The sequence below is a fragment of the Methylovulum psychrotolerans genome (genome assembly GCF_002923755.1).
Classification (GTDB): Bacteria; Pseudomonadota; Gammaproteobacteria; order Methylococcales; family Methylomonadaceae; genus Methylovulum; species Methylovulum psychrotolerans.
Genome location: NZ_PGFZ01000004.1, coordinates 47,970 through 73,423, shown reverse-complemented (window position 1 = coordinate 73,423; position 25,454 = coordinate 47,970). Strand labels below are relative to the sequence as shown.

24 protein-coding genes are annotated in these 25,454 nt (G+C 51.6%); 12 read left to right on the top strand and 12 right to left on the bottom strand.

What is annotated here, in order from left to right; genetic code table 11:
• Window position 1 precedes the first annotated feature (1 nt).
• From AADEFJLK_RS10475 to ispF, 4 genes are all read left to right on the top strand, one after another.
• Entirely contained in the window at window positions 2-3,055 is a 3,054-nt protein-coding gene (locus AADEFJLK_RS10475; RefSeq protein WP_103974226.1) for an efflux RND transporter permease subunit, read from the top strand.
• Window positions 3,056-3,624: 569 nt separating this feature from the next.
• Entirely contained in the window at window positions 3,625-4,767 is a 1,143-nt protein-coding gene (locus tag AADEFJLK_RS10470; RefSeq protein ID WP_103974225.1) for a glycosyl transferase family 90, read from the top strand.
• A 30-nt stretch (window positions 4,768-4,797) separates the two neighbouring features.
• Window positions 4,798-5,508, top strand: coding sequence for a 2-C-methyl-D-erythritol 4-phosphate cytidylyltransferase (ispD, locus tag AADEFJLK_RS10465; RefSeq protein ID WP_103974224.1), 711 nt, complete (start codon window positions 4,798-4,800; stop codon window positions 5,506-5,508).
• Window positions 5,505-5,981 carry a 2-C-methyl-D-erythritol 2,4-cyclodiphosphate synthase gene (gene ispF, locus AADEFJLK_RS10460; RefSeq protein WP_103974223.1) on the top strand — a complete coding sequence of 159 codons (477 nt, stop codon included), beginning with the start codon at window positions 5,505-5,507 and terminating at the stop codon, window positions 5,979-5,981. Before ispD ends, ispF begins: the two co-directional genes overlap by 4 nt.
• Before the next feature lie 212 nt (window positions 5,982-6,193).
• On the opposite strand, the gene AADEFJLK_RS10455 is transcribed toward ispF, so the two are convergent.
• Window positions 6,194-6,379 carry a hypothetical protein gene (locus AADEFJLK_RS10455; protein ID WP_103974222.1) on the bottom strand — a complete coding sequence of 62 codons (186 nt, stop codon included), beginning with the start codon at window positions 6,377-6,379 and terminating at the stop codon, window positions 6,194-6,196.
• Between the two features lie 163 nt (window positions 6,380-6,542).
• On the opposite strand from AADEFJLK_RS10455, the gene truD reads away from it, so the two are divergent.
• The 3 genes from truD to AADEFJLK_RS10440 all read left to right on the top strand — a co-directional run bounded on the left by truD (window position 6,543) and on the right by AADEFJLK_RS10440 (window position 9,597).
• The gene (gene truD, locus AADEFJLK_RS10450; protein ID WP_103974221.1) at window positions 6,543-7,577 is read left to right on the top strand and encodes a tRNA pseudouridine(13) synthase TruD; all 1,035 of its coding nucleotides are present in this window, start codon (window positions 6,543-6,545) and stop codon (window positions 7,575-7,577) included.
• Between the two features lie 127 nt (window positions 7,578-7,704).
• Window positions 7,705-8,916, top strand: coding sequence for an AAA family ATPase (locus tag AADEFJLK_RS10445; protein WP_103974220.1), 1,212 nt, complete (start codon window positions 7,705-7,707; stop codon window positions 8,914-8,916).
• Window positions 8,917-8,922: 6 nt separating this feature from the next.
• Entirely contained in the window at window positions 8,923-9,597 is a 675-nt protein-coding gene (locus tag AADEFJLK_RS10440) for an HNH endonuclease family protein (RefSeq protein WP_103974219.1), read from the top strand.
• A 120-nt stretch (window positions 9,598-9,717) separates the two neighbouring features.
• On the opposite strand, the gene AADEFJLK_RS10435 is transcribed toward AADEFJLK_RS10440, so the two are convergent.
• From AADEFJLK_RS10435 to AADEFJLK_RS10415, 5 genes are all read right to left on the bottom strand, one after another.
• The gene (locus tag AADEFJLK_RS10435; protein WP_103974218.1) at window positions 9,718-11,262 is read right to left on the bottom strand and encodes a hypothetical protein; all 1,545 of its coding nucleotides are present in this window, start codon (window positions 11,260-11,262) and stop codon (window positions 9,718-9,720) included.
• A gap of 471 nt (window positions 11,263-11,733) precedes the next feature.
• Complete coding sequence (locus tag AADEFJLK_RS10430; protein ID WP_103974217.1) at window positions 11,734-12,504, bottom strand: alpha/beta fold hydrolase; 771 nt, start codon at window positions 12,502-12,504, stop codon at window positions 11,734-11,736.
• Window positions 12,494-13,519 (bottom strand): M14 family zinc carboxypeptidase, encoded by a 1,026-nt coding sequence (locus AADEFJLK_RS10425; protein ID WP_088619000.1) that lies wholly within the window; start codon window positions 13,517-13,519, stop codon window positions 12,494-12,496. The genes AADEFJLK_RS10430 and AADEFJLK_RS10425 overlap by 11 nt, the downstream gene beginning before the upstream one ends.
• A gap of 83 nt (window positions 13,520-13,602) precedes the next feature.
• Window positions 13,603-14,385 carry a lysophospholipid acyltransferase family protein gene (locus AADEFJLK_RS10420; protein ID WP_103974216.1) on the bottom strand — a complete coding sequence of 261 codons (783 nt, stop codon included), beginning with the start codon at window positions 14,383-14,385 and terminating at the stop codon, window positions 13,603-13,605.
• The gene (locus tag AADEFJLK_RS10415) at window positions 14,357-15,148 is read right to left on the bottom strand and encodes a GNAT family N-acetyltransferase (protein ID WP_088618998.1); all 792 of its coding nucleotides are present in this window, start codon (window positions 15,146-15,148) and stop codon (window positions 14,357-14,359) included. The genes AADEFJLK_RS10420 and AADEFJLK_RS10415 overlap by 29 nt, the downstream gene beginning before the upstream one ends.
• A gap of 224 nt (window positions 15,149-15,372) precedes the next feature.
• On the opposite strand from AADEFJLK_RS10415, the gene coaD reads away from it, so the two are divergent.
• The 4 genes from coaD to AADEFJLK_RS10395 are packed head-to-tail and all read left to right on the top strand — an operon-like array spanning window position 15,373 to window position 18,361.
• Complete coding sequence (coaD, locus tag AADEFJLK_RS10410) at window positions 15,373-15,858, top strand: pantetheine-phosphate adenylyltransferase (RefSeq protein WP_088618997.1); 486 nt, start codon at window positions 15,373-15,375, stop codon at window positions 15,856-15,858.
• 3 nt (window positions 15,859-15,861) lie between these two features.
• Window positions 15,862-16,110, top strand: a complete 249-nt coding sequence (locus AADEFJLK_RS10405; RefSeq protein ID WP_088618996.1) for a YfhL family 4Fe-4S dicluster ferredoxin — start codon at window positions 15,862-15,864, stop codon at window positions 16,108-16,110.
• Between the two features lie 60 nt (window positions 16,111-16,170).
• Window positions 16,171-17,658, top strand: a complete 1,488-nt coding sequence (gene acpA / locus AADEFJLK_RS10400; RefSeq protein WP_103974215.1) for an acid phosphatase — start codon at window positions 16,171-16,173, stop codon at window positions 17,656-17,658.
• A 4-nt stretch (window positions 17,659-17,662) separates the two neighbouring features.
• The gene (locus AADEFJLK_RS10395) at window positions 17,663-18,361 is read left to right on the top strand and encodes a 4'-phosphopantetheinyl transferase family protein (protein WP_103974214.1); all 699 of its coding nucleotides are present in this window, start codon (window positions 17,663-17,665) and stop codon (window positions 18,359-18,361) included.
• 81 nt (window positions 18,362-18,442) lie between these two features.
• Here the strand turns inward: AADEFJLK_RS10395 and AADEFJLK_RS10390 are convergent, their stop codons facing one another.
• The 4 genes from AADEFJLK_RS10390 to AADEFJLK_RS10375 form a co-directional block, all read right to left on the bottom strand.
• Window positions 18,443-19,099, bottom strand: coding sequence for a class I SAM-dependent methyltransferase (locus AADEFJLK_RS10390; protein WP_103974213.1), 657 nt, complete (start codon window positions 19,097-19,099; stop codon window positions 18,443-18,445).
• 91 nt (window positions 19,100-19,190) lie between these two features.
• Entirely contained in the window at window positions 19,191-19,577 is a 387-nt protein-coding gene (locus AADEFJLK_RS10385; RefSeq protein WP_103974212.1) for a Uma2 family endonuclease, read from the bottom strand.
• Between the two features lie 60 nt (window positions 19,578-19,637).
• Window positions 19,638-20,681, bottom strand: coding sequence for a phosphoribosylformylglycinamidine cyclo-ligase (gene purM, locus AADEFJLK_RS10380; RefSeq protein ID WP_088621550.1), 1,044 nt, complete (start codon window positions 20,679-20,681; stop codon window positions 19,638-19,640).
• A 111-nt stretch (window positions 20,682-20,792) separates the two neighbouring features.
• The gene (locus tag AADEFJLK_RS10375; protein WP_103974211.1) at window positions 20,793-22,037 is read right to left on the bottom strand and encodes a dicarboxylate/amino acid:cation symporter; all 1,245 of its coding nucleotides are present in this window, start codon (window positions 22,035-22,037) and stop codon (window positions 20,793-20,795) included.
• 197 nt (window positions 22,038-22,234) lie between these two features.
• Between AADEFJLK_RS10375 and AADEFJLK_RS10370 the strand changes: the two genes are divergently transcribed.
• Window positions 22,235-23,104: a CAP domain-containing protein gene (locus AADEFJLK_RS10370; protein ID WP_103974210.1), complete on the top strand. Its 870-nt coding sequence runs from the start codon at window positions 22,235-22,237 to the stop codon at window positions 23,102-23,104.
• 219 nt (window positions 23,105-23,323) lie between these two features.
• Here the strand turns inward: AADEFJLK_RS10370 and AADEFJLK_RS10365 are convergent, their stop codons facing one another.
• Together AADEFJLK_RS10365 and AADEFJLK_RS10360 are read right to left on the bottom strand one after the other, a co-directional pair.
• On the bottom strand, window positions 23,324-23,986 hold the full coding sequence (locus tag AADEFJLK_RS10365; RefSeq protein WP_103974209.1) for an RloB family protein: 663 nt from the start codon (window positions 23,984-23,986) through the stop codon (window positions 23,324-23,326).
• A gap of 2 nt (window positions 23,987-23,988) precedes the next feature.
• Complete coding sequence (locus AADEFJLK_RS10360) at window positions 23,989-25,236, bottom strand: AAA family ATPase (RefSeq protein ID WP_103974208.1); 1,248 nt, start codon at window positions 25,234-25,236, stop codon at window positions 23,989-23,991.
• Window positions 25,237-25,454 lie beyond the last annotated feature (218 nt).

Below are 25,454 nucleotides of genomic sequence, written 5' to 3'. Positions count from 1 at the left end.
CATGAACATGACCGATATTTTTATCCGCCGGCCCGTCTTGTCGATGGTCATCAGCATCATGTTGCTGGTGCTGGGCTTGCGCTCCTTGACCAGTATGCCCGTCCTGCAATACCCACGCACCGAAAATGCCGTGGTCACCGTCAGCACCGCCTATTACGGCGCCGACCCTGACATTATCGCGGGCTTTATCACCACGCCCTTGGAAACAGTCATCGCCGAAGCCAATGGCATTGACTATATTTCCTCCATCAGCCAAAACGGCATCAGCACCATTACCGCCAACCTGCGGCTAAACTTTGACCCGAACAAAGCCTTGACCGAAATCAACGCTAAGGTCAATTCGGTCATTAACCAATTGCCGCCGGAATCGCAACGCCCTGTTATGAACGTCAAAATGGGTGAGACCATTGATGCCATGTACATCGGCTTTTCCAGCGACAGCTTGCCCGCCAACAACATCACCGATTATTTGGTGCGCACCGTGCAGCCGCGCCTGCAATCGGTGGCGGGCATCCAAACCGCCGAATTGTTGGGCAGCAAAAACTTCTCCTTACGCGCTTGGTTAGACCCCGACAAGCTAATGGCTTATTCCCTGACCGCCACCGATGTCAGCACCGCCTTGACGCGTAATGACTTCATTGCAGGGCTGGGTACGACCAAAGGCCAAATGGTACAAGTTAACCTGACCGCCTCCACAGGCTTACACTCGGTGGCCGAATTCGCCGAGCTGATTATCAAACAGGATAAAGGCGCGATTATCCGCTTAAAAGATGTCGCTAACGTCACTTTAGGCGCGGACGATTACGAGTCCAGCGTCTCTTTCGACGGCGACCGGGCGGTTTATATCGGCCTGCAAATCGCCCCCAGCGCCAACTTGTTGGAAGTGATTGGCCGGGTGCGTGATGTATTCCCAGAAATCCAAGCGCAATTGCCGCAAGGCATCCGCAGCAAAATTGTCTATGACTCGACCAAATTCGTCGATAGCTCCATCCATGAGGTTATCCATACCCTGATTGAGGCCTTAATCATCGTCACCCTAGTCGTGTTCGCCTTCCTTGGTTCGCCGCGCTCAGTGCTGATTCCGGTTATCGCCATTCCTTTGTCACTGATCGGCACCTTCACTATGATGCTGATGTTCGGTTTTTCCATCAACTTGCTGACCCTGCTGGCCTTGGTGCTGGCGATAGGCTTGGTGGTTGACGATGCCATTATCGTCGTCGAAAACGTCAACCGCCATCTGGAAGAAGGCATGGAACCTATCCCTGCCGCGCTCCGTGCCGCGCAGGAATTGACCGGCCCCATCATCGCCATGACCATCGTCCTGATCGCCGTTTATGTCCCGGTCGGTTTCCAAAGCGGCCTGACGGGGGCGCTGTTTTCCGAATTCGCCTTTACCGTCGTCGGTGCGGTCACTGTCTCGGCGCTTGTCGCCCTGACCTTGTCGCCAATGATGAGCTCACGCCTGCTCAAAGCCCACAAGCATGACCGTAGCGGCTGGGAAGAACGTCTGGTGGACTGGATAGACCGCCGCTTCAGCAGCTTAAGTAAAAGCTACGAACGCGCCCTGCACGGCTCCTTAAACTACCTGCCCGTCACCGCCGTGTTTGCGATGATCATCCTCGGCAGCATTTATTTTTTATATGCTCACAGCAACAGCGAATTGGCGCCGCAAGAAGACCAAGGGATTATTATCAGCCTCGCCAATACCGCACCTGACGCGACCTTAGCGCAACGCCTGCTGTACAGCGAGCAAATTTTCCAGGCCTTCCACCGCTACACGGAAACCGACAACGTTTTCCAGTTGGAATCCCCGGGCCAATCCATTTCGGGTATGGTGCTGAAACCTTGGCATGAGCGTCTGCAAACCGCCACGCAAATGCTGCCCGCCGTGCAACAGGATTTGAACAAAATCGCTGGGGTCAAAGCTGCCGCCTTCCAACCGCCGCCCCTGCCCGGCAGCAGCGGAATGCCTGTGCAGTTCATCATCGGCACTAACGAATCATTTGAGCAGCTCAACACCGTTCTAGGGCAATTTATGGCCGAAGTGCGTAAAAGCGGGCGGTTCCTGTTTGTCGATAGCGACTTGCGTTACGACCAGCCACAAGCCCGCCTGAACATAGACCGCGATAAGGCCGCCCTATTAGGCCTGACCATGCAAGATGTCGGCTCATCCTTAGCCTCCATGCTCGGCGGCGGTTATGTGAACTACTTCAGCCTGGATGCCCGTTCTTATAAGGTTATTCCGCAAGTGCAACAAAAATTCCGGCTTAACCCTGAGCAATTGCTGGATTACCCCATCCGCACCAGCGACGGCAGAAGCGTACAGTTGTCGACCATCGCCACGCTCAGCACCGAAACCGTGCCGCGCCTGCTCAACCATTTCCAGCGCATTAACGATGTTATGGTCAGCGGCGTACCGTTTCCGGGCGTGACCTTAGGCGATGCCTTGGCGACCCTGCAAGACATCGCCAAACGGGTGTTACCGCCCACTTACAGCATTGACTATGCGGGCCAATCGCGCCAGTTAATCAAAGAATCCAGCGGCTTTTTGTTTACCTTTATGTTCGCGCTGATTATTATTTTCTTAGCGTTAGCGGCGCAGTTTGAAAGCTTCCGTGACCCGCTGATTATTTTGGTCTCCGTGCCGATGTCGATTGCCGGGGCGTTAATTTTTATCGCCCTGGGCATAGGCGGGGCAACCCTGAACATTTATACTGAAGTCGGTCTGGTGACGCTGATGGGCTTAATCAGCAAACACGGTATCCTCATCGTCGAATTCGCCAATAATATGCAAAAACACGGCATGGGTAAGCGTGAAGCCATAGAATCCGCCGCCAGTATCCGTTTGCGGCCTATTTTAATGACCACCGCCGCCATGGTGCTGGGCGTGTTGCCGTTGATTTTGGCAACCGGGGCGGGAGCGGTATCGCGCTTTAGTATGGGGCTGGTCATTGCCACGGGCATTGCCATCGGCACTTTGTTTACCCTGTTTGTCGTCCCCGCCGTGTATCTGATGTTGGGCGAAGACCACCATAAGACTGCCGCAGAAAGCTGAGTACAAGCCGGACAGCTTAAACGCTGTCCGGAACACTATAGCTAATACTCGATGATCAAGTTTTTAACATTAAAATAAATAGCTCAAACTTTAGGCAACAGATGAGTCATTATATTTAATTAAAACAAAAAATTGCAATGGAACCCGGCTCCCTCCCCTGATGGGGAGGGTTGGGGAGGGGAGAATCTAAATAAAGTTTTTTTCATTAAACGGACTGAAAGCAGTCTGCTTAAAATCTCTAAGCTATATGTATAAGGTATTGATTTTATTCTCCCCACCCCAGCCCTCCCCATCAGGGGAGGGAGTGGTCTTACCCTACATGCCTGTGTTTTTAACAAATTCCCCACCCTATTCAGGGTGGGCTTTATGAAAAATTTGATGATCGAGTAATACAGTATAAGTTGATTGTAAAACCGTTCGCCCTGAGCTTGTCGAAGGGCTATGATGGTTCGACAGGCTCGCCACGAACGACATCATTTTATTGTGCTTTAGCTATATAAACATGGCCATCGGCAACCGACAGGTAACTTAAATGACGACTCCTCTCCAAAAGCAAGGTCAACAGGCCAATGGCTAATACCGATAGATGCCCTGTTTCTGATGACGACTTTATCGAAACCCAAATCCAGTTCCAGCTAGGCTCGTTCGGCTATCAAGATTTTTCAGTGCCGATTGACGCGCTGTATCAGGCAACAACATTCCCCAGCCCCATCTTTGGGGTTTTTGATGCCCACCTGAACCAAGTCCTCAGCATCAATGACTGCGACCAGCTCGTTACTGCCGCTAAAGAGATTTGGAACGTCAATCCTGCCAAAACATCCGTCAATAAAAAAGCCAGGATTGCCGGATTTTTAAACGCCATCCGCTTATATTCGGCAAAAAAATGCTACGCTTTCGATTTTTGGGACGGTAGGCCAGATCATATCCTCAGCACTTGGTATGCAGGCGAAGCATTCCCCGTCTTCCAATATAACCGCATCAGCCAGAACAGAAACGCCATTTTATGGCCGCTTCACAATTACCATACCATAGATAATCCCTATTTTTTGGAATGGCAATTCTCTGACCCCACGCGCTTTGAAGATAAAGAAGCCAAAATTTGTTGGCGGGGCATACCGACTGGCGGCGGTTTTGATGAGATACGGCAAACCGATGTCGGGATACAGTCTATACTCGCCAACTTCGCCTTAGGCCGTATCAATACGGACATACTGTGCGAACAGCTTTTACTGATACAGCGCTACCGATTCGTTAGCGCCTTCGCGGCCCATGAGCTTTTTGATGTCGGTTTCTCCATCAGCAATCCCGCCCAACAATTTATGGCTGATTATGCTCCCTTAGCCACCTACCTAAAACCCCCGTTAAGCAAACTGGCCCATTGCCGCTTTAAGTATCTGCTGGCTTTATCAGGCTGGGATGTCGCCACCTCGTTTTATTGGATGCTTAGCACCAATAGCCTCGTCTTTAAAGAAGACTACCCCTACGAGGCCTTCGCCGATTGCCATTTCCAGGCTTGGGTGCATTACATCCCCATCTCCCCGGATTTTGATGATATTATCGCCAAGTACGAATGGTGCGAGGCCAACCCCCAGCACTGCCAAGCCATCGTCGCCAACGCCCAAGCGGTGTGCCGGAAATTGCTCAGCCGCGACTTAAGAAGAAAAATCTTAGGGGCGGTGGTCAGCCGCTATGAACATAGGCTTCAAACATAAACCCCAAAACGAGGTGGAAACTCTTTTACCATGACCGATACACAAACATTCTGGGCAGTTGTCCCAGCCGCCGGCGTAGGCAAACGCATGAACGCCAACCGCCCCAAACAATATCTGGAACTGGGCGGGCAGACCGTCTTAGAACAGACCCTGGCCCGCCTTTTACAAGCCGAGGTTTTTCGCGGCATTGCCGTGGCAGTTTCCGAAGAGGACGGTTATTGGCCGGATTTGCCTATTGCCCGGCATCCGCAAATTATCCGCGCCCCAGGTGGCAAAGAACGCGCCGATTCGGTATTATCTGCGCTACACGCCTTAGCGGGGCAAGCAGCGACGGATGATTGGGTATTGGTACACGATGCCGCCCGCCCCTGCCTGACCATCACCGACATCCACCATCTGATCGCCACCCTACGCGACGACCCTATCGGCGGTATTTTAGCGGTAGCCTCGCATGACACCCTAAAAAATGTCCAAGGCGAAAGCATTATCGGCACCCTAGACCGTAGCTACATTTGGCGGGCGTTGACACCGCAAATGTTCCGCTACGGCTTGCTAAAATCGGCGTTGCAAACCCAACAGGGCAATCCGGCCATTACTGACGAAGCCAGCGCCTTAGAATTGCAAGGCTGGCAACCGAAAATCGTTGCAGGCCGCCCCGATAACATTAAAATAACCCGCCCCGAAGATTTGGCGCTCGCCGAATTCTATAGGGCGCAACAAACTCTGGAGACGACAGCATGATAAGAATAGGCCAAGGCTATGATGTCCACCGTTTTACCGACGGCGACCACATTATTTTAGGCGGGGTACGCATCCCTTACGAACAAGGCCTAGAAGCCCATTCTGACGGCGACGTTGTCCTCCACGCCCTGTGCGATGCCCTGCTCGGCGCGGCGGCATTGGGCGACATCGGCAAACACTTTCCCGATACCGACCCCGAATTTAAAGGTGCGGACAGCCGTGTCCTGCTCCGCCATGTTTACAGCATCGTCCAACAAAAAGGCTACGAATTGGTCAACACCGACCTGACCATCATCGCCCAAGCCCCAAAAATGGCCCCCCACATCGCCGCCATGTGCCATAACATCGCCGAAGACCTGCAAGTCCCCTTCGATTGCGTCAACGTTAAAGCCACCACCACCGAAAAACTCGGTTTTGAAGGCCGTAAAGAAGGGATTGCCGTACAGGCGGTTGTGTTGATTGCGGCGGTTTGAAACATCGGGCAAGCCCTCACGCTAAACTTGGAGTGCAAAGGCTTTAGCCTTTGCACGATGGCCTAACCGCGTGTGTATACTTCAAACGGTCAAGTTTTCGGTTTTTTGGTAGGGTACACTGTGCGTACCTTTAAAAAATCATCATAAAATCAGTGCAAAAGGTACGCACAGCGTACCCTACGGTGAATTGTAAAAGCCGAAAACTTGGCCGTTCACAGTATAACTGCTGAGGACTTTGTCGCAATGTCACGCTGGAGTTGCTCAAGCGACAACGTTTCCAGATTATTTTTTGCCCGGACATCCAGCATAGCCGCCTTACTTTCATCATTCGGCAATAGGACATCACAAGGCAAGTCTTGTTTAACAACAATCAAACCGGTTTGTATTTTGGCTGGCATAAGACTGTCTCCTGAATTAACTAAGCTTTTAGCATACCATAATCGAAAAACCATTAACCACACGCATTGGCATCTAAACCAAACACCTAAAAAAAAACGGTTCCCACCCCCTTCCTAACTGTGCCAAAATGGCAACCATTTTTCCGCCATCCTTCCGCACCCCATGCCCTCTATTGAAATCCCCGTTTGGCCTTATGCCTACGGACAACCCGCCAGCACCGGCACCCTACGCAGCCAACCGGAAGACTTCACCGTCACCGAACAGCTCGCTTTCGAACCCTCCGGCACGGGTGAACATGTGTTTCTGTTCATCGAAAAAATTGGCGAAAACACCGAATACATCGCCCGGCTCCTGGCCCGCCACGCCAATGTCAGGCAACGCGACATAGGCTATGCCGGACTGAAAGACCGCCATGCAATCACCCGCCAATGGTTTAGCGTCTGGATCCCCGGCAAACCAGAGCTTGAACCGGACTGGACACCGCTGAACAGCCCGCAACTGCGGATACTGCACACCGTCCGCCATGCCCGAAAACTCAAACGCGGCGTTCTCGCGGGCAACCAATTTAAAATCATCGTCCGCAACTGGCAAGGCGATACGGCAAAGCTGCACCAGCAACTCGCCCAGATTAAAGCCCACGGCATCCCTAACTATTACGGCGAGCAACGCTTCGGCCACAACGGCCAAAACGTCAATAAAGCCGTAAGCCTCTTCCAAGGCGCGAAAACAGGCCGCGAACAGCGTAGCCTCTACCTGTCCGCCGCCCGCTCCTTTCTGTTCAACCACCTGCTCGCCGAACGCGTCCGCACCCAAACGTGGAACCAAGCCCTCAATGGCGACACCTACGTCTTCGACCGCTCCAACAGTTGCTTTAAATCCGGCCAAGCCGATGACGACATCACCCGCCGCCTCAGCACGGGCGACATCCACCCCAGCGGCGTACTCTGGGGCAAAGGCGTTGCCGATGTTGCAGACGAAGCCTTGCAAACCGAACAAAACATCATCGCCGCCTACCCCGAACTCGCCGACGGCCTAATCGCCGCTGGCGCGGACAGAAACCGCCGGAGCTTGCGGGTCAATGTCTTTGATTTAGAATGGACATTCCTTAGCGAAGACGTGCTGGAATTGGCCTTTAGCTTACCAGCGGGCAGCTATGCGACAGCGGTATTGCGGGAGGTGGTGCGGTATGGTGAGTAATAGCGAGGGATTTAAGCCATCAACACAGGCCAACACAAATCTTGTAGGTTGTGTTATATAATGAAAATTACCAAGCGGACAACCTTACGCCCGTACCAAACCGCCGCCCTTATTTCAAGCTAACATTATGACCGATACCTTTATCACCGCCATTCATGTTAAAAAAGTTTGTCAGATTGAGGATTTTGCTATCCCTTTAAGCGAGACTGAGCGTAAGCATTTGGTGATTACGGGTAAGAATGGGAGTGGGAAGACCAGTTTATTGAGGGAAATTAATAAATTTTTAGCGATGACCATCATCCAAGTACCCAATTACCACTCTAAATGCGAAGATCAGATAATAAGTTTGTCAAAAATATTACAATCCCCCTCGGATATCAATCATAAAACCGAAGTTGAGAGCCGCTTAACCGCTTTGCAAACAGGCCTGCTCCGATTCGGAAACACCAAAATTAACTTCAATAATGAGCATGGACTGCACAAGCAATCCTTAGTCGTATTTTTTGAAGCAAAGCGGATTGTCACCCCCGCTATTCCGCAAGGCATTAACAAAGTTAACCTAAAAGAACGCTACCAGACCACAGACCAAGCCAGTAAAGATTTCATCCAATACATCGTCAACCTAAAAGCCGAACGCTCTTTTGCCAAAGACGATAACGACACCGAAACCGTGCAACGCATAGACGCATGGTTCGATAATGTTGAAGCCCAGCTAAAAAACCTCTTCGACGCGCCCGATTTACACCTGGTTTTTGACCGCCAAAATTACAATTTCCTGATTCAAATCGGCGACAATACCCCTTTTGCCTTTACCGAATTATCAGACGGCTACTCCGCCGTTATCAGCATCGTCACCGAGCTGATTATGCGCATGGAAGCCACAGGCCATAAACGCTTCGACCAACAAGGCATTGTGCTGGTTGATGAAATCGAAACACATCTGCATGTCGCGTTGCAAAAACAGATCATGCCGTTTTTATGCGCCTTTTTCCCCAACATCCAATTTATCGTCACCACCCATTCGCCATTCGTGCTGTCTTCCATCAACAATGCAGTGGTTTGCGATTTGGAAACCCGCGAAGTCTTAACGGATTTGTCCGGCTATTCTTACGAAGCCTTGGTGGAAGGTTATTTCCACACTGACAAGTATTCCGAACTGATCAAAAACAAACTCCAACGTTATGAGCAACTCGCCACGGCAGACACCTTAGCCGAAGCAGAAAGCGACGAATACCGGACACTCAAACGCTATTTTGACGGTTTGCCGACCTTTCTCGCCGATGGTTTGGCCGTTAAGCTGCAACAAATCAAGCTGCAACAGCTCACGCATCAAGGTTAAACGGCGATGATCTACCTGCCCAAATCCCAACCCGCTCCTGATTGTCTGGCACAAGAGCAACGCAAAGCCAGCGGCGATTACAAATGCGGCTGCGTGTTAAAACGGCTTAAAAGCGATTTTAAGAACAAATGCTATATTTGCGGCAGCACAGCCCCGACCAGTATTAACGTCGAGCATTTCATCCCGCACCAAGGCGACCTAACCTTAAAATTTGCTTGGCCGAATCTGTTTTGGTCATGCGGCCATTGCAACAATACCAAACTGGCTCAATACAGCCCGTTGTTAAATTGCACGGAATGGGCAGATGCCGCCTTGCTCAGCCAAGCATTGCGTTATATCTGTAAACCGTTCCCGCATGAAAAAGTCCAAATCGAAACCGATAGCACGGATATATCAGTCGTCAATACCCAACAATTGCTTTTAGCTGTCTTTAACGGCACGACCACGCTCAAAAATATTGAGGCGGACAATCTGCGTGAGCAACTGTTACACGAAATAAAAGACTATCAAGATTGGCTGATTGATTACTATAAGGCGCACGATGACGACGAAAAACGGCACTGTCTGCGGAAAATCAAATCCCACTTACATGCCGCCTCGGCGTTTACTGCCTTTAAACGCCAAATCGTTAAGGACAATCCGAGGATGTTTAAGGACTTCGGCAGCTACTGCAACGATTAACAGACCTTAACCCGGCTCCGCCAACCATCCCGCACCTGCCCAAGCACCCAGCCGCTATTATTCAAGGTCATCTGCCGGGGTGGAGGCTTAAGTTTCAACCACCATCCGGCGGGCGACCGTTTAATGCAGCTTAACTTGCGTGATGCCAAATACCGTGCCGTAGTAAATCGAACCGTCCGCACCTAAACTCAGTGCCGAGTAATGGTTATTGTATTGTTGTTCCAGCAGGTTTTCGCTAGGGTTACCTATCTTGACGGAAAACAGCACCTGATTAACATCATCCGCCGACAAGCCAGTTAAATACCAATAACCGTCTGTGCGTTTTTCGTAGGTATAAACAACCCCATCGGCGGAATTGCTTTTGGACACGATGGACGGCACCGAAATCGTATTGTTGACGCTGCTGACCGCCGCACCGTCCGGGGTTACCTCTATACGCGCAAAACCGGGTTCAGTCGTCAGGTTGCCGCCTACGCTTTGCGGTGCCGAATAGCCGTAATTATTTTCGGCGAATAAGGCAACGCCAGTTGCGGTAGGATAGGCGATCAGGCTGTTTTCATCGGCACTTTTGTCCGTCGCAAACGGCACGGCTTGTGCGAACAAGCGGGTTTCGTTTGCGCCTAACTTAACTTCGGCACGGTAAATATTAACGTGCATCGGAGTCGCATTGTCGGTAATGGCGACATAGCGGCGGCCAGCCATCGTAAATACAGTAGGTGTGGAGCCCGAACCCTGGCTGACTTGGCCGGATTTAATCGCCGTACCGCGTTGGTAATGCGCCGCCCAGCGTTTAACGGGCGTACCGTCGGCGTTGGTAGCAAAGCGGTATAAGCGATGTGTGGATACAATGTAAACGCCGCTGTAGCCGTTTGCCTTATCCCCTTCGTCCACCGCCAATGAATTGGCGATTTTTTGAAAATTAGACGCATCGGCGGCAACACGGATACCGTCACCATCCGGGTCATTCAAATCAACACGCTTGACACTGTCATCCGGCGCTATTGTGCCGATTATGCCTTGGCTGCTAACCCACCAGATATACCCAGCTTTGTCTGGCATCGCTGAATACAGTTTGTCACCGTCCGGCAAATACCCGCTCAAATCAATATCGCGCACAGCGGTGAAGCTACCTAAACTCAGCGGCGTACCTAAGGTGGCTTGGTAAACCACCAGATGGCCGTCATTTTGGACGACCACGGGCCGGTATTGGTTATCCAAGAAAAAATAACCGCCACCGCCAAAATCAGTCAGGCTGGTGGAGCCATTGCTGGGCAATTCATGCCACGCCAAGGGTTGCAAATTGGCAGAAAACGCCATCAGTAGTTTTTTTGACGGCGTGTTGTTGACGGGTATCCCTGCACAAATCGTGTACAAATGCCCGGACGCATCAAATGTTTGCGCCGCGCATTCGCCTAAACCGCGAAACGCGGCTTGCTTAGTGCTCAAATCCAAACTGAGAAAGAAATTGACTTGCTTGACTTCCGCTTGGGTGGCCGCCGTTGTCGGCCCCGGAAGTGTGTAATTGTCGCTCATATACGAGTCGTTATGGATGTTATTGCCGCTATTGGGCGCTAACCCCGGATTTTGCCAGACATCGGCATGGCTGATGTTGGCGGCCAACAAACCGCTGATTAAACTAAGACAGAAAAAAGCGTTAGTGCGCATAAGACACCTCGGTTGAAATGGATGAAAAGGCTGCCGCCAAAAGTTGGTAAAATTGACAATCAAGTCAGCGTACTCATAGGGATAATCACCCAAAAATTGTCCGATAATGTAAGCGTCCGGCTGAATGGCGGCTCCACCTTATCTGCTTCCATAATGGCTAGGCACTTCATTACGGTTGCTTTTATTTTTCGCAGGGTTTTATCCTAATTTCTTGAAGGCCCAACAATAATGTCGCGGGATTCCAGTATAAAAGGAAATAGACCCAGCCAGCAATAAGGTGATTTCCGTAATTTGGTGATGCCGTTTTGCATAGTAGGCGGCGGTGTTTTTGCTCACGAAAAACACAAAAAACTGAGGAATGCGCAAGAAATGACCTCTTAGCAAGGTCTAATAACGAAGTGTGTTATATACCGCTATGCTTTTTATAAAAGACCCATCCGACTCGCCAGCTACTGCAACGATTAACGGCCATTAACCCGGCTCCGCTAACCACTCGCACACTTGCCCACGCACCCAGCCGCCATCATCCAAGGTCAGGTCATGCCCAGCCCAAGGGTGGCGGCGCAAGGTTAAGCCATAGTGCTGGTGGATCGCCTCGGTACACGCCGGGGACACTAAGCGGTCGCCCAGACCGTTAAGCAACAGCACCGGGGCTAAGGGCGGTGTCAGTGCCGGGCGGTAGCTGGCAGCGGCGCGTAGTTGCCTGATGGCGTTGCTTACCTGCAAAGGCCGGGCGGTTTGGATAGCCGCCCACGCCTGCGCCACCGTCTCATACTGCCCAGGCCGATTGCCCACTAAGCGGACAATCCCTAACTCGCGCCGATAAACGTCGCGCTGCATCAGTGCCGCCGCAAATTGCCGATAACTTTGCCAACGCAAACGCTGGTAGAACGGGCTTAGACTAGCAAAGCTGGTGTTCATCAACACCGCGCCGCAACAGTCATCAGGATAGCGCTGTAACCATTCCCACGCCACCATCGCCCCCAGCGACACCGCCAGCAACGTGACGGGTTGCGCCAACAGCCCCCGCGCCATCGCTTGGGCGCGGACATGCTCGGTAATGGCGGCGATATTATCGGGGCTGGGCTGGGCGCAAAATTGCCCCGTCCCCGGCAAATCCAAAGCAGTTATCGTCGCGGCGGGAAACTGCGCCTGAAGTTGCGGGAGAAAATCCCCCCAATGTGCCGATTCACGCGCCAGACCGCGCAATAACACCCATTGCTGCCCACGCTTATCGGCCATACCACAAGCCTTCGGCCTTCGCTTGGTTAGCGGCCTGTTGTTCCGGGGTGAGCCGCGCCCACGGCGCCGGATACAACAAACTCCGGTGCAGAAAATCAAACAGGACGAAATGGCGGCGCAACACCCGCTGTTGGCGGTGCGGCAGCATAGGGTGGAACAAGCCGTGCCGATAAAACAAGTGCAGCGGGTTTTTCCGCAACCATAGCCACGAGCCCATTTCTAAGGTCAAGGGCAGAAAAAACTTCTGCTGACCAAACTGGCCGACAAACTGGTCGAACAAATAATCCCATAAATCGCCGTTAATCACATATTCCTGCGACATCGGCTCAATTTTATAAACATGGTTCTGATAACAACGGTCAAACAAATCTTTTAACGCCATCGCTTGCGGGATATAGGCAAACGGCACTTGCCGCGAGGCATAAGGAAACCATAAACGGTCTTTAATGCCGAACCCGGAATGCAAATCCAACGCCATCGACAGCGGTGCGGTAAATAACTGCTCCTGCACCACCTTACATAAGGCCAAGGACTCTTGTTCCATCTGCGTGACATCACCGCGATACCACGGCAGATAGCGCGTCAATTGCTGGCCGCTATAAATTTTCTTCGCCCCCTCACCCTCGCCCTCAATAGGCGAGTTGCGCATCAAATCCACACAATTGCCGTTGGAGCGCCGCCCCAGATAAACCCCGACCGGATTGACGATAGGCACAAACACCAATCGCGAATTTTCCAGCCGTTGCTGCAACTCCTCGTCCCAATCCAGCAAGTGCAGTATGGTTTGCAGATACGACAAAATCACTTCCGAACCGATTTTTTCCAAACCATGCACCCCGCCAAAAAACGCCAGTACCGGCACATCAGGCTTAGTCGTGCCTAGCGTTAGGCTATAGATGGGGAATTCCAAATGTTTATAGCGGACACGGTCGATCACTTCGGTACGCGCACGCGTACCAAACTTCTCGATCAGGCCTTCGAGTTGTGCAAGTTCGGGGAATTTAAAGCCAGTCATGGCGGGGCTAAGAAGTTGATGTTGCAAGATAGGTACGCTTTTCTGGATGAGAAAAGCGCAACAATAACACAGATGCCGCTATTTTAAGAATGTGCAGACTGGCTAGCAGCCGTCAGATTATCAATGAACGCGCCGCGAATCAGGCCACGCGCCTCTTGGCTCACCGCTTGGCGGGTTTTGCCGTTGGTGTCGAGCAGTGGCAGGATGCTGAGGCGGACTTCTACGCGCTCCAGTTTCAGCATATTGATCAGATGTGGCAATAAGTCGTCGTCATCGACAAACGGGGCAAGGTGTTGCGCCGCGCCTAGGTATTGGATGGCGACAGGCTGCACCGGCACTTTGGTCAACAAAGCGGCTTGGAACAGCGACGCGTGGAAATGCGCGACATCGTCGCCACGCGTGGTGGTGCCTTCGGGAAAGGCGAAGATATTACTGTGTTGCTTTAACAACCAGACCATCTGTTCGGCGGTCTCAAAAACATGCTTCTTTTCGCCGCGCCGGATAAAGATAGTGCCGGACTGCCTCGCCATAAAGCCGAAGATAGGCCAACTGGCGATGTCGCTTTTGGCGACAAAATAAGCGGGCAGGTATTGGCCGAGCAGGATAATGTCCAGCCATGACACATGGTTGCTGACAATCAGGCCGGGCTGCTCAGGCCATGCGCCTTCTAAGGTGACATCCAGTTTGACGATGGCGCTGAACCAGCACAGCCAGCGTTTTTTCAGGGCATCGCGGTAATCTCTGGCCGTGTTGGGCGGACACACAAGGTTTAATGTGGGGAAAATGACCCCAGAGATAAAGCACCCGGCAACCGCCAACAGCGCGACACTCAACAGCTTATAATACAGCCGACTTTTCGATTTCATTACTGGCCTGATAATCCCGCATATAATGCTTGCTGTAACGTTCTTGTAATTGGTCTAAGGGCAATAACACGAACAAGTCCATACAATTGAAGTCTTCATCCCAGCACGGTTCGCCGCAAATTAAGGCACCGAAACGCAAATAGGCTTTCAGTAACGGCGGAATGCCGGATTCGTCGCGGTTACAACGCAAAGCCTGCGGCACCGGAATAGTCGGGGTTACGTCTAATGCTGACGGGGCGATGTTTTTCGCGTCGATATTACGGTATACGGCATCGACCGCAAAGCCGCTAGGGCCTGGGGTGATACTGGCACAGCCCAATAAATAGTTGAACTGGCCTTTTAAGGCGTATTCGACCAAAGCCGACCATAAGGTGGTCAAGACCGCGCTGCCGCGAAAGTCCGGGTCAACACAGGTACGGCCAATTTCCAGAAAACGCCCAGGCAATGCCAACACTTGATCCAGCTTAAATTCGCTTTGGGAATAAAAATGCCCCAACTGATCCGCTTGGTATTGGGTCAATAAACGGGTATAACCGACCACTTTTTGGCTAACGTTGTCATAAACCACTAAATGATCGCAATATTGGTCAACGTCATCGTAATCTAGGCCTTCCGATTCCGACTTTAGCTTAGCGCCCATTTCTTTCGCGAAAACACGGTACCGTAATACTTGTGCCTCCTTAATCAAGGCTTCCGAATGGGCAACAAAACATTCCAGCCGTTTAGTCGGTTTGACGTTTACCTCAGCAGTGTTTTTTATCATAAGTATCCATGTGTTGAAGAGTATCTTCGGCACAGAATAATTAAGGAACGTGTCAGCTTAATGACAGGTAGATTAAAGTTAAATGACAAACGGCGTACATGACTGGCTTTTTAACAAAAGCGTCATGTCCAGGCACAACGGACGCGCCCTTGCCGCCAAATGCCGTTATAATAGGCCTTTATTTGTGTTTTCGGTCGCGTACCGCTTTTTTCAACCCATACATTATGCAAATTATCGCTATTTATCCGGGTACATTTGATCCGATTACCAACGGGCATCTGGACTTGATCGCCAGAGCCTCCAGACTGTACCATAAAGTCATCGTCGCCGTAGCGGTTAACCGCAATAAAGCTCCCTTATTTACCTTGGCCGAACGGGTGGCCTTAACCCAGGCGGTCACCCCTGAATTCCCTAATGTCGAAGTGATCGGCTTTGACAATTTATTGGTCGATTGCGCCCGCGAACAGGGCGCTAATGTCATCCTGCGCGGCTTACGCGCGGTGTCCGATTTTGAGTATGAGTTCCAATTGGCCGGTATGAACCGCCGTCTGGCCCCGCAATTGGAGACCATGTTTTTAACCCCCGCCGAACAATATGAGTTTATTTCTTCCAGCATGATTAGGGAAATCGCCATGCTGCACGGTGACGTGTCCAGCTTTGTCCCCGAACTGGTACGGCAAACTTTAATCGACAAATTTTCTAAGGAGTAAGTTATGGCACTGATTATCCATGATGCCTGCATCAACTGCGATGTCTGCGAACCCGAATGCCCGAATGGGGCGATTTCGCAAGGTGAAGACATTTATGTCATCGACCCCGCCCTGTGCACCGAATGCGTCGGCCACCATAATACCCCGCAATGCGTGGAAGTGTGTCCGGTCGAATGTATCGACAAAGATGCCTTATTTGTCGAAAACCAAGAGGCCTTATACCAAAAATATCTAAAACTGACCCAACCATAGGCCGGAACGGCAAAGCCCGCCATTCCCGCAACCGATACCCTGACGCTGGCGACCATCTCCATGAATACTCCCTTCATCCCTTGTGCTAACGGATTAATCGCCGCCCTCATCTTGTCAGGTTGCGCGGTATCGGCGCAAACCCCACCGCCCGACCCGCTCCAAGCCATCCAGACTGTCGTCGTCATTTATGCCGAAAACCGCAGCTTTGATAATTTGTACGGCCTGTTTCCCGGCGCGGACGGCATCGCCCAAGCGACCGCCGAACAAACTACCCAACTTGACCATGACGGTAAGCCCTTGGCACAACTGCCGCCTATCTGGGCGGGCAAAACCACTCCGCTCATTGCCGCTAAACTGCCTAACCGGCCTTTCGCCATCGACCAAGCCCCCATTAACCTGCCGCTGTCGGTAGAGACCCGTGACCTTACCCACCGTTATTATCAGCAAACCGAACAAATCAACGGTGGTCTGAATAACCGTTTCGCCGCCCTGTCCGATGCAGGCGGCCTGACCATGGGCCATTATGACGGCAGCAAACTGGCCTTGTGGCGTTGGGCGCAGGACTATGTCTTGGCCGACCATTTTTTTATGGGCGCGTTCGGCGGCTCTTACCTTAACCATCAATGGCTAGTGTGTGCCTGTACCCCACGCGATGAAAATGCCCCACCCACCCTTCGCGCCCAATTAGACGGACAAGGACACTTAAAACGCAAACCTGACAGCCCTGCCTCGGCACTACAAGGCCCGCCAACGTTTTTTGATGGTGCCTTCAGCCCCGACGGCTATTCCGTCAACACGGCCCAACCGCCCTACCAACCGTCCGGCATTTCCCCCGATCCAAACGGCGACCCACGTTTAGCGGGTACACACGCCTACCATTTGCCGCCGCAAACCCAAAAGACTGTCGGCGACACCCTGTCTGAGAAAAAAGTTAGCTGGGCGTGGTATGCGGGCGGCTGGCACCAAGCCGTCGCCGACGGTAGGCTGCAAAAACCGCAACGCCAAGTGATTTATGCCGAATCCCCAGGATCAGTCAATTTCCAAGCCCACCACCAGCCTTTTAACTATTACGCCCGCTTTGCACCGGATAGCCCAGACCGTGCCGAACATTTAAAAGACGGCAGCGACTTCCTGCAAGCCATCGCCGATGGCACTTTACCGCAAGTGGCGTTTTACAAACCACCCGGCCAATTTAACGAACATCCCGGCTATACCGACGTGCTGAGCGGCGATGCCCACATCGCCGATTTACTGACCCGCCTACGCGCCAGCAAACAATGGCCTAACATGGCGATTATCGTCACTTACGATGAAAACGGCGGTTTCTGGGATCATGTCGCCCCACCTAAGGGCGACCGCTGGGGACCCGGTTCACGGATTCCGGCCCTGATTATTTCACCGTTCGCCAAACGCGGCACAGTTGACCATAGCCTGTATGACACCACCTCCATTATCAAATTCCTAACCCGCCGCCATGGCCTGACGGCATTGCCCGGTGTCCGCGCCGATGTCGGCGATTTAAGCAACGCGTTTAGCTTCCCGCCTTAACGCCGTGCCTGACCCTAATATCCACTTATGGCATGTCGAACTGGCGGAAGATGCAGATGCTGACCGTTACCTGCCGTTGCTGGATGACACCGAACTGGCACACGCCCATACCCTCAGCCACCCGCTAATACGGCAACGTTACTTAGCGGTACGCGGCAATCTACGCCTGTTGCTGGCGGATTATCTCCAACAAGCCCCCGCCGCCATCGGCATCGCGCGTACCGAAACGGGCAAGCCTTACTTGCCGGCACATCCGCAAACTGTTTTCAATATCTCGCATACCGCCCGGCATTTAATCGTCGCCATTGCCGGACACTGCCAGTTAGGTATCGATATTGAACTGCCCTCCCCCCGCCCCAATCTTGCCGTCTTAGTGAAAAAATGCTTTGCCGACGAAGAGGCCGCCTACTGGCATGGCTTACCACCAACACGACAGACCCTTGAGTTTTATCGCTTCTGGACTAAGAAGGAAGCGTTTGTCAAAGCCACCGGACGCGGCATTGCCTTAGGCTTAAAGCATTGCGTCATCAATCCCGAACAACCGGAGACTTTTTTAAGGCTGCCCGACGGTTATGGCGAGGCAACAACATGGCGGATTATTGATTTGACGGCTACGGAACAGTTGGAGGGACACGGGCTGTGCGGGGCGGTGGTGGTGGATAGCTTGGCGCAAGTGTCTTGGGAACGGCTGGTTAAAGACTAAATCGCTTTATCCAGCCATTTAAACAGTCCAACCCCACACTAGCAGGTTTGTGTTAGCCCCAATAGGCCTATAAGCAATAAGCTACAACGTGGCAACCACGACATAGTTCAGGTATTTCATGTCCGCAACATACTTGCCGAACAGTAAACGCAGGAGAAATATTTTCTTACCCGTCCAATAGTGCGGCCTGATACCCGTGATGGATTCGACTTTATAACCCGCTTCGATAAACAAGCGTTCCATGCTTTTTTTAGTAAAAAACCGTAAGTGGGTATAGTCCAAAATACCCGCATCACAGTATTGCCAGTCCATATCGACCAATAAATGGAGAATATTATCAATATAGCGGACATTGGGCAAAGAACAGATGATACGCCCGCCTGGAGCCAATTTGCTTTTGCATAATTCCAAAGCCGGTTTCGGGTCGGCGAAATGCTCAAGGCTGTCATTAAAGGTAATGGCATCAAAATAGCCGTCAGGTAAGGGTGTGGCGGGCGAAAATTCCCCTAAGATGGCGTGATCCAGCTTGCCTTTGGCGCTGTCTATGCCCCGGATACTGAGATCGACACCCCAGACTTCGGTGCCTTTTTCCGCTTTCACTAAAGCGCCAAAATGACCGCCGCCACAACCGACATCCAATAAACGGGCGCATTGTTGCGGCAAAAATGCCAACATCTCCTTTCTGGGGTCAGAAAAATAAGTTGCGCAGGTTTTGCTTTCGTATAAATCGGTGTCCATAAACGCCTTCTTGTTACGTTATAACGCTGATGTTATAAGCCGATTGCATCAGCTTACCCGTGTTGCCGTAATAATCCACCGCGCCATTTTCCTAGACGATCCAGACTTCTTTGGCACCTGCTTGTAAATAGAGTTGCACTTTTTCGGCCATTTCTAATGTCGAATTGGCTGGCGAAACAATGTCGACACAAATATCAGGGGCGCGTGGGTAGGGTGTGGCATAACCATAGAGCTTGAGAAAAGCTTTAGAACACCACGCGACATCAGCGACCTTTACGCCTTCGCCGGTTTGGATGGAACACTCGCTGAGCGCTTCCCCTTGTTTCAGTTTCCGTTCTAATAAAGCCCCAATTTTTATTTGTAAACGCCCGTGTTTATTAGAAGCCGGGGGCATTTCAATTTTTCCGTAACGGTTCAGCTCAATTTTAAAGGGTAAGTTTTGTAAATACGGGTTATCGACTACATCTGACCATTGCATAATTGCTGCTCCGCTAAAGGGCTAGCCGCCCTACTAGGGCGGCTAGCCGGACTGCACTATCTAACGGTAAATGACCATCGGCTTGCCTTCGCCTGCAACCAACTCGCCGATGCTGAACACCGTTTCCCCTAAAGCGGTCAACGCCGCCAAAGTTGCCGCTTCATCTTCGGGGGCTACGCAGACAATCATGCCGACACCGCAATTGAAGGTGGTCAGCATATCCGCCAAAGGCACATTGCCTTGGGTTTGCAACCATTGGAACACCGCCGGGAACGTCCAGCTTTGCAGGTCTATTTCGGCATTAAGGCCCGGTTGCAGGACACGCGGCAGGTTTTCGGTAATACCGCCACCCGTAATGTGCGCTAAGGCGTGGACAGGCACTTGTGCCAACAAGGCCAATAGCGGCTTAACATAAATGCGCGTCGGGGTCAGTAAGGCTTCGCCTAAGGTCGTGTCGGCAAACGGGTCGGCCAGATCCGCACCGCTATGGCTGATGATTTTACGGATTAAAGAATAGCCGTTGGAATGCGGCCCGGACGACGCAATGGCAATCAGCTTGTCGCCCAACTTGACTTGGCTGCCGTCTAAGACTTTGCTTTTTTCGGCAATGCCGACACAAAACCCCGCCAAATCATATTCACCGTCGGCATACATGCCGGGCATTTCGGCGGTTTCGCCGCCCACCAACGCCGCGCCGGCTTGGGTGCAGCCTGTGCCGATGCCTTCAATGACTTGCGCCGCCGTGTCCACATCCAGCTTGCCCGTGGCAAAATAATCTAAAAAGAACAGCGGCTCGGCACCTTGGACGATAATATCGTTAACGCACATTGCCACCAGGTCGATGCCGACGGTATTGTGGATATTCAGGTCGATGGCGAGTTTCAGCTTGGTGCCGACCCCATCCGTACCCGATACCAGCACAGGCTGTTGATAGCGGTCCAGCGGCAACTCAAACAAGGAGCCGAACCCGCCCAACCCCGCCATAACCCCCGCCGTGCGGGTCTTGGCGGCAATCGGCTTAATGCGTTCGACTAATTCATTGCCGGCGGCAATATCAACGCCTGCACTTTTATAATTCAGGCTCTCTGGGTTTTTCGCGCTCACTATCGTGTTCTCTCTTGGGAAAAATAAAATAGCCCTATTGTACAAGACAACGTTGCTTTTGTGTGTAGCCGGGCGTAAGGTTTTGGCGATTTTACCGTTTTGCCAAGATGCTCAGCGCAAGGCCTTTTCCCAACGGCTCACCAACGCCGAAGCGATACTGTTGCCAAACACATTAGTCGCACTCCGCCCCATATCCAGAATTTGGTCAATGCCCAATAATAACAATAAACCCGCCTCAGGGATTTTGAACAGCGATAAGGTCGCGGCAATCACAATTAACGACGCTCTAGGCACGCCCGCCACGCCTTTGCTGGTGAACAGCAACACCAGCAACATCAGCAATTGGTCGGGTAATGGCATGTCGATACCGTAAGCTTGGGCAATGAACAGCACGGCAAAGGTCATATACATCATACTGCCGTCCAAGTTGAACGAATAGCCCAACGGCAAGACCAAGCCGCAGACTTTTTCATCGCAACCGAAACGTTCCAATTGCTGCAATAATTTCGGGTAGGCACTTTCGCTACTGGCCGTGCCGAAAGCCAATAACATCGGCTCGCGGATATGGCGCAACAGCGACAGCACCCGCCGCCCCAAAAACAGGCAAGCAAAGCCGCCCAGCAAGCCGCAGAGCACGAACAGGCCAAAGTAAAACTCACCGATAAACTTGCCGTAAGACAGCAACACGCCGATGCCTTGTTGGGAAATGACCGCCGCCATCGCCGCAAATACCGCAACCGGAGCATAGTGCATGACATAGCTGGTGACTTTCAGCATGATATGCGCCAGCGAATCGAGCAATTTAACGACCGGATGCGCCAATTCGCCTAAGGACGCACAAGCGATACCAAAAAACATCGAAAATACCACAATTTGCAGGATTTCGTTAGCGGCCATGGCTTCGGCAATGCTTTTGGGGAAAATATGCGCGACAAAGTTACTGAGTGTCGGCTTAACGTTCGGCAAGCCGCTGCTGGCTTCAACAGGCGGCAAAGCGATATGCAGCGCGTGGCCCGGCTCGAACAGGTTAACCAGCAGCATCCCTAAGAGCAGGCTGAGCAAGGAGGCCGAAAAAAACCACAGCATGGCTTTCAGGCCAATGCGCCCGACCGTCTGGATGTCGCCCATTTTCGCCATGCCGACCACCAAGGTCGCAAACACCAGCGGGGCGATAATCATTTTTACCAGACGCAGAAAAATATCCGTCAGGACAGACAGCACCGCGACAATTTGGCTGAGCAACGGATCGCCCGCGCCCAGACTCAAATTCAAGGCTTCGCCGAAAGCAATGCCCAGCAACAGGGCAATGCCGACATAAAGGGTTTGGCGGTTAGGTGCTTGCGTATGTGGGGTCATAAGTCATCCTGATCGGCATTAACGGCGCAATGGCTAATGGTTGTGGTAATGGGGGCATGTATGGCGTATCTATAGGCCATTGTACGCCTAGTATTTGAGAGTTGGCTTATATCGAAGAAAAAACGCCATTGTTTGTATTTGGCCGCTTTTCGGTTTACTGTTAGTTTTACCTAGCGCTTATAACAGGATAAAACCTTATGTTCAGAACCCACGCAAGATATTCGCCAACCTTTTGGATTTTGGCGTTAACCTTTTTATCATTGCTGGCATGGCTTTGGGGGACGGATCTGGCCATCGCCGAACCGTTAAACGCCAACCCGCCGCCGCAGTTGCCCGCTGCCTTAGCCGTAGCGGGGACAATGCGCGATGCCAACCTGTCTGGGCTTGAGCAAAACATTTTAGCCGCCAGTAACCGTGAGCGCCGCCAAACCGGGCAAACACCGTTACTGGGCAATGAAACCTTGGCCGAAGTGGCGGCCGCCCATAGCCGCGATATGGTGGCGCGTCGGTTCTTCGCCCATGATAATCCCGATGGCCTCGGTTCCGCCGAGCGCACAGGCCTTTATGTACGCACCCTGTTTGGCCTAGTTTCAGAAAATCTGGCGATGATGAGCGACCGCCCGAATTTGGCCGAGGAATTTATTCAAGGCTGGATGCACAGCCCCGGCCATAAAGCCAATCTGCTACGCCCCGACAGCACCGACTTGGGGGTAGGCTGCGCCCAAACCATCGAAGGTGGGATGCCGACGTTTTACTGCACCCAATTATTCATGAACGTCTACGCCAGCCTGGCACAGCCACTCCCCGCCACCGTCAACGCCGGACAAACCGTAGAAGTGTGGCTAACTCCGCGCAACCACCAACCCCTGCCCACCCGCTTGCTGCAAGTCGACGCACAGGGCTGGGAAACGGCATCCGTGGTGCTGCAACCCCAAAATGGCGCGGCAGTAGGCCGCTTAATCCTCCAAGGCCCACCCGCCCAGTACCGTATGCAGGTGGAAGTGCCGGACACAGCGAACGCACAACGGTTTTGGATTATTCCGGGACCTTTTGTAACAGTGCGCTAATCGTTATGGAGCGAGCATAAAATAAAATCTGTTGAACAGGCGAAAGTACGGCAACCCCCTCCCAGCCTCCCCCTTGGCAGGGGGAGGAGCGTTTTTCCCCCTGATTTTCGCCTGTACGACGGGAAAGTCATTTGCTCCCTCCCCTGCTAAGGGGAGGGCTGGGGTGGGGTTTAATACGCAGAGATGCAATGGAACGCCTACTTAATTTTATGCACCTTCCTAATGTTGATTGCTACGGGCAATTTTTTGCGGTTTAGCCAGTTCTGCAAAATCATTCAGCAACTCATGTAACTGGGTACTGGGATTTAACTCACCGCTGGCTTGGGCTTCGGCGAGGATTTTCGGGGCGATGTGTTGTGCTGTGGCAAGTTGCGGCAAAAGTGACTTAAAGAGGCTTTTGGTATCGCTTTTTATGCTTTGGGTATCACCTTTCTCGTAATTCTCAAACCCTGGCTTGCCGCGTAAGTCTTTAATCAGCAATGCCGCCGCCGACTGTTTTTCCGTGGCGTTATAAGGCTTGCGGTGATAGCCAAAGTGTAACAAAAGCCAGAATTCAAAACAGGGATAGGAGACAATCAGGTCGATTTTCTTGTGGTCACGCGCCAAACCGAGCGCGGCGGTAAACGTTTCGTGGCTGTCGCGGTCTATCGCACAAAAAACCCGGTCGAATTTGCTTTGGCGGCGAATGGCTTCTTTAACGATATTCAGCGGGTCGGTTTTGCCGCAATGACAAATTTCGACTTGCACTTTAACCTTAAAATGGACGCTGGCATCTTCCAGATAACGCTTGCCGGACTTGCTGTCTTCGCAAATCACCAATACCGTGGCTTGCGGCAGAAGGCTGGGTTTGGCGCGGCTGAATGATTTGGCGGTACGCGCCATGCTTAGCCTCGGCGGATAAAAGGCAGGCTGCGGTAACGGCCTTCGTAATAACGTTTCTCTAAATCTTCCCCTTCCCGTCCGGCAAAATCGTGGATAGAACGTAATTGCGTCGCACCGTTGGCATCGCGTTCGGTTAGCCAGAATTGGTCGCGGCGTAAGAGTTTAGCGTCCATTAAATGGGTGTTGTGGGTGGTGAAGATCAACTGTGCAGGTGAAGCGGAGTTGATGTGTTTTTCTACCAGAGACACAACAATTTCAGGGTGTAGGCTAGTGTCCAGTTCGTCTACGATGAGAGCCAGTAAGCTAGGGGATACTTTTTTCATTTGGGCATGAGAATCCCATGCAGACCAGAAGCCGATCAGGTTTTTAGTGCCTTCTGATTCATCTTCAAAATCAAATTCTACTTCTCCTAATTCTGTTCGATGGGTTAATAAGGTTTTGCGCTCAATCTTTTTAGGGTCTCTTAACCCTAAGCTGGCTGAAGAAATACTTATCTTATCGGTACGGATATTGGCAATAGGCACATCCACTTCTTGCAGAAAAGCCGCAAGCCCTTCCGAGAAAGCAGGGAATTTTTCCACTTGATGTTGGCTAAAGTCCTTTAGGTTTTCTAATTCTTTGTCGTCAATAACCCAAAAACCGGATTGCAACCATGTCAATGGAAGGGGCAGTTGTTTGAGTTCTTCGCTGCTGTTAGCTACCGCTTGCGCAAGAAATAGCGCTTGTGGGCTGGTGGCTTTTTGCCATAGCTTATGCAAATCATCGCCGCCTTCCAATTGCTCGCCAAAAGTATAGTGGTCACCAGTAGATAAATGCTGGCGTTCGTATAAAAGCGTTTCTTTGCCTTGCGGAAACGTCAGTAAGCGTTCATGGATTATCCGTTGTTCGGTTAAACCTAGCTCAAACTGATAACGCAGTCCTTCAAAAATAAAATGTAGTTCGATACAACTGGGTTGGTTTGCCAATTCTGGATCAAAACGGAAAGGAGCTACTGGAAACGGTGTGAATTGTGTGCTGGGTTCTCTTCTGGCAATATTATCAATTATGTTAAGGGCTTTGATTAAATTACTCTTACCCGAAGCATTAGGCCCATAAATAGCGGCAACTTTTAACAAATCCGGCAATTTTTCGCCTTTTACATCAGGCTTAAAAACATTCCCACGCTTTTTCAGGCGCGGGGCGGCAACCATAGAAAAGGTTTGTTTGTCACGGAAAGACCGGAAGTTGCTGACGGAAAACTCTATTAACATGCAGAAAACTCGTACTAAAACGACATTTTAATAGTTTACTATAACCTTTTTTAGATTGAGTTGCAGTTTTTCTGCATTAGCTTAACGATAAGGTCGTCCGGTCATAATAAGGTGGATATTAATAACGCCTAACATCCGCCTTTATAATGACTTATGGTTGACGTAACAGATAATGCTGTTAATCTTTTATGATGCCGTCTACCAGACAGACGAAACAA